Annotated in this window: 4 protein-coding genes; all 4 read left to right on the plus strand. The window is 50.2% G+C overall.

All coding sequences use genetic code 11. The annotated features are described in order from the left end of the window. Window positions 1-590, plus strand: a 590-nt coding sequence (locus tag ACTHUT_RS13735; protein ID WP_440418902.1) for a transketolase-like TK C-terminal-containing protein, incomplete at its 5' end; no start/stop codon positions are given. 145 nt (window positions 591-735) lie between these two features. Beyond that, a complete protein-coding gene (gene aceF / locus ACTHUT_RS13740) occupies window positions 736-2,343 on the plus strand; it encodes a dihydrolipoyllysine-residue acetyltransferase (RefSeq protein WP_440386399.1) in 1,608 nt (535 codons plus the stop codon). Window positions 2,344-2,420: 77 nt separating this feature from the next. Beyond that, complete coding sequence (gene lpdA / locus ACTHUT_RS13745) at window positions 2,421-4,205, plus strand: dihydrolipoyl dehydrogenase (protein ID WP_440386398.1); 1,785 nt, start codon at window positions 2,421-2,423, stop codon at window positions 4,203-4,205. An 89-nt stretch (window positions 4,206-4,294) separates the two neighbouring features. Continuing rightward, window positions 4,295-4,633 carry a P-II family nitrogen regulator gene (locus ACTHUT_RS13750; protein WP_003746874.1) on the plus strand — a complete coding sequence of 113 codons (339 nt, stop codon included), beginning with the start codon at window positions 4,295-4,297 and terminating at the stop codon, window positions 4,631-4,633. Window positions 4,634-5,074: the final 441 nt, after the last annotated feature.

Below are 5,074 nucleotides of genomic sequence, written 5' to 3' on the forward strand. Positions count from 1 at the left end.
TGAACGAGAACTACGCTCACCCGGATATGCCTGAAGGCGCAGAAGAAAACATCCTGAAAGGTATGTACCTGCTGAAAGCCGGCGGCAAAGGCGACAAGAAAGTTCAATTGATGGGTTCCGGTACCATCCTGCAAGAAGTCATTGCCGGTGCCGAATTGTTGAAAGCCGACTTCGGCGTAGAAGCAGACATCTGGTCTTGCCCATCTTTCAACCTGTTGCATCGCGACGCTATCGAAGTGGAACGCTTCAATCGTCTGAACCCATTGGAAACTGCAAAAGTACCGTTTGTTACTTCTCAACTGCAAGGTCATGACGGTCCGGTTATTGCCGCTACCGACTACATCCGCAGCTATGCCGACCGTATCCGTGCCTACATCCCTAACGACTACCACGTCTTGGGTACTGACGGCTTCGGTCGCTCTGACAGCCGTGCCAACCTGCGCAGCTTCTTCGAAGTTGACCGCTACAACGTTGCCGTTGCTGCATTGAGCGCATTGGCCGAGCAAGGCAAAGTCAGCAAAGAAACCGTTCAACAAGCCATTGAAAAATATGGTATCAAAGCCGATTCAGCCCCTAGCTGGAAACGCTAATTGATGTTTCAGACGGCCTGTTTGCTTCATTCAGACATCAGGCCGTCTGAAAACCGAATGCTTGAATGGTTTGAACAAACTGTACCGATGCCGTGTGAAATAGTTTTTCAGACGGCATCAAACTGAAAATATTAAAGGAACTCAAATGAGTATCGTAGAAATCAAAGTCCCTGATATCGGCGGTCATGAAAACGTCGACATCATCGCCGTAGAAGTTAAAGTAGGCGACACTATTGCCGTTGACGACACCCTGATTACATTGGAAACCGACAAAGCCACTATGGACGTACCTGCTGATGCAGCCGGCGTCGTGAAAGAAGTTAAAGTTAAAGTTGGCGATAAAATCTCTGAAGGCGGCGTTATTTTGACCGTTGAAACCGGTGCTGCCGCTGCTGATGCCGCTACGGCCCCTGCAGCAGAAGCTCCTGCTGCTCCTGCTGCTGCGCCTGCAGCCGCTCCTACCGGAGGCGCTACTGTACAAGTTGTTGTACCTGATATCGGCGGCCACTCTGACGTAGACGTTATTGCCGTTGAAATTAAAGTTGGCGACACTGTTGCAGTTGATGACACCCTGATTACTTTGGAAACCGACAAAGCCACTATGGACGTACCATGTACAGAAGCTGGTGTGGTTAAAGCCGTATTCCTGAAAGTTGGCGACAAAGTATCCGAAGGCTCTGCCATTATCGAAGTAGAAACTGCTGGCTCTGCCGCAGCGACTCCTGCTCCTGCCGCTCAAGCTGCCGCACCTGCACCAGCTGCCGCTCCGGCTCCTGCTGCACCAGCCGCCGCGCCTGCGCCAGCTGCTCCTGCTGCTGCCAAAATCGACGAAGCTGCATTTGCAAAAGCTCATGCAGGTCCTTCCGCACGCAAACTGGCACGCGAATTGGGCGTAGATTTGGGCCAAGTCAAAGGTACCGGTCTGAAAGGCCGTATCATGGGCGAAGACGTTAAAGCCTTCGTTAAATCCGTTATGCAAAGCGGCGCAGGCAAGCCTGCCGCTGCTTCTTTGGGCGGCGGTCTGGACTTGTTGCCATGGCCTAAAGTTGACTTCTCTAAATTCGGCAGCGTCGAAGTTAAAGAACTGTCACGCATTAAGAAAATCTCCGGTCAAAACCTGTCTCGCAACTGGGTTGTGATTCCTCACGTTACCGTACACGAGGAAGCGGACATGACCGAATTGGAAGAATTCCGCAAACAGCTGAACAAAGAATGGGAACGCGAAGGCGTGAAACTGTCCCCATTGGCGTTCATCATCAAAGCCTCTGTTGCTGCGCTGAAAGCCTTCCCTGAATTCAATGCCTCTTTGGATGGCGACAACTTGGTGCTGAAAAACTACTTCAACATCGGTTTCGCAGCCGACACTCCAAACGGCTTGGTTGTTCCAGTGATTAAAGATGTGGATCAAAAAGGTTTGAAACAAATCAGCCAAGAGCTGACCGAATTGTCTAAAAAAGCCCGCGAAGGCAAGCTCAAACCTCAAGAAATGCAAGGCGCATGCTTTACCATTTCCAGCTTGGGCGGTATCGGCGGCACAGGCTTCACGCCAATCGTGAATGCTCCTGAAGTTGCCATCTTGGGCGTGTGCAAATCCCAAATCAAACCGGTTTGGAACGGTAAAGAATTCGCTCCTCGCCTGATGTGCCCATTGAGCCTGTCCTTCGACCACCGCGTCATCGACGGTGCCGCCGGTATGCGCTTTACCGTATTCCTGGCTAACCTGTTGAAAGACTTCCGCCGCATTACTCTGTAATCCGAGCATTTCCAGACGGCCTTTTTACTCAGGCCGTCTGGAAAAGGAAGTCCGAACATCATTCAGAAAGATTAGACATGAGCTTAGTTGAATTAAAAGTGCCCGACATTGGCGGTCACGAAAATGTAGATATTATTGCGGTTGAAGTAAATGTAGGCGACACCATTGCCGTGGACGATACCCTGATTACTTTGGAAACCGACAAAGCGACGATGGACGTACCTGCCGAAGTTGCGGGCGTGGTCAAAGAAGTCAAAGTTAAAGTCGGCGACAAAATCTCCGAAGGCGGCTTGATTGCAGTCGTTGAAGCCGAAGGTGCGGCTACCGCTCCTAAAGCCGAAGCACCAGCTGCTCCTGCACAAGAAGCCCCTAAAGCTGCTGCTCCTGCTCCTCAAGCTGCACAATTTGGCGGTTCTGCCGATGCCGAATACGATGTGGTCGTATTGGGTGGTGGCCCCGGCGGTTATTCCGCTGCATTTGCCGCTGCCGATGAAGGCTTGAAAGTTGCCATCGTCGAGCGTTACAAAACTTTGGGCGGCGTTTGCTTGAACGTCGGCTGTATCCCTTCCAAAGCCTTGTTGCACAACGCTGCCGTAATCGATGAAGTACGTCACTTGGCTGCGAACGGTATCAAATACCCAGAACCAGAACTCGACATCGACATGCTGCGCGCTTACAAAGACGGCGTGGTTTCCCGCCTGACTACCGGCTTGGCAGGTATGGCCAAAGGCCGTAAAGTGGACGTTATCCAAGGTGACGGTCAATTCTTGGATCCTCACCACTTGGAAGTGTCGCTGACCACCGGCGACGTGTACGAGCAAGCGACCCCTACCGGCGAGAAAAAAATCGTTGCCTTCAAAAACTGTATCATTGCAGCAGGCAGCCGCGTAACCAAACTGCCTTTCATTCCTGAAGATCCACGCATCATCGATTCCAGCGGTGCACTGGCTCTGAAAGAAGTACCGGGCAAACTGCTGATCATCGGCGGCGGTATCATCGGCCTCGAAATGGGTACAGTTTACAGTACGCTGGGTTCACGCCTCGACGTTGTTGAAATGATGGACGGCCTGATGCAAGGCGCAGACCGTGACTTGGTGAAAGTATGGCAAAAACAAAACGAATACCGTTTTGACAACATCATGATCAACACCAAAACCGTCGCTGTCGAGCCTAAAGAAGACGGCGTTTACGTTACCTTCGAAGGTGCAAATGCACCTAAAGAACCACAACGTTACGATGCCGTACTGGTGGCTGCCGGTCGTGCGCCTAACGGCAAACTCATCAGCGCTGAAAAAGCCGGTGTTGCCGTAACTGACCGCGGCTTCATCGAAGTCGACAAACAAATGCGCACCAACGTGCCGCACATCTACGCTATCGGCGACATCGTCGGCCAACCGATGTTGGCGCATAAAGCCGTTCACGAAGGCCACGTTGCCGCTGAAAACTGTGCCGGCCACAAAGCCTACTTCGACGCGCGCGTTATTCCGGGCGTAGCCTACACTTCTCCTGAAGTGGCATGGGTAGGCGAAACCGAGTTGTCCGCCAAAGCTTCCGGCCGCAAAATCACCAAAGCTAACTTCCCATGGGCTGCTTCCGGCCGTGCGATTGCCAACGGTTGCGACAATGGTTTCACTAAGCTGATTTTTGATGCTGAAACCGGCCGCATCATCGGCGGCGGTATCGTTGGTCCTAACGGCGGCGATATGATCGGCGAAGTCTGCTTGGCGATTGAAATGGGCTGTGATGCAACTGATATCGGTAAAACCATCCACCCACACCCAACCTTGGGTGAATCCATCGGTATGGCTGCAGAAGTGGCATTGGGTGTATGTACTGATCTGCCGGCTCAGAAAAAGAAATAAGTTCACTCAAATAAAGTTTGAACGAACTTAATGGAACAAAGGCCGTCTGAATGTTTCAGACGGCCTTTTCTCAAATAAGGAGAATTAATATGAAAAAAATCGAAGCCATTATCAAACCTTTCAAACTCGACGATGTGCGCGAAGTCTTGACCGAAATCGGCATTACCGGCATGACCGTCAGCGAAGTCAAAGGCTTCGGCCGCCAAAAAGGCCATACAGAAATTTATCGCGGCGCAGAATACGCAGTTGATTTCCTGCCCAAAGTGAAAATCGAATTGGTATTGGCTGACGACAAAGTTGATCAGGCTGTTGATGCCATTTTGGAAACCGCACATTCCGGCAAAATCGGTGACGGTAAAATCTTCATTTATCCGGTTGAAGAAGCCATCCGTATCCGTACCGGCGAGCGTTCGGATGCCGCGCTTTAATAGAAATCACAAGATACAGAATACAAATGCCGTCTGAAAAAAGTCATGACTTGTTTTAATCAGGGCTTATTTTTCAGACGGCATTATTGAATAACACCCCCCATTTTCTAAAGTCTATCCAAGCAAATCTGTTACTGAAAACCTCACGCTATCAAGCATGGATGAATTCAAGGCAATGCTTCCCTTGACCTTCATGAACGACTTTACCGTATTAAATAACTCTTTTCAAAGTAATACTTGTCCAATCAAAACCTCAACGCCCTTCTTTTAAAATCAAATCCCTCGTATTTTTTTCCTATTCTTATTGTTGCCTAACTTTTCAGACGACCCCTTTATCCAAACTCCGTTATAATGACGGCTTTAAAATTAATTCATTCCCAAGACGGTCTTATCATGAAACACATCCACATTATCGGTATCGGCGGCACATTTATGGGCGGC

The sequence above is a fragment of the Neisseria sp. P0022.S010 genome (genome assembly GCF_051956635.1).

Coding starts and splice junctions, on each gene's coding strand:
- aceF (WP_440386399.1), top strand. CDS start 736: ATGAGTATCGTAGAAATCAAAGTCCCTGATATCGGCGGTCATGAAAAC.
- ACTHUT_RS13750 (WP_003746874.1), top strand. CDS start 4,295: ATGAAAAAAATCGAAGCCATTATCAAACCTTTCAAACTCGACGATGTG.
- lpdA (WP_440386398.1), top strand. CDS start 2,421: ATGAGCTTAGTTGAATTAAAAGTGCCCGACATTGGCGGTCACGAAAAT.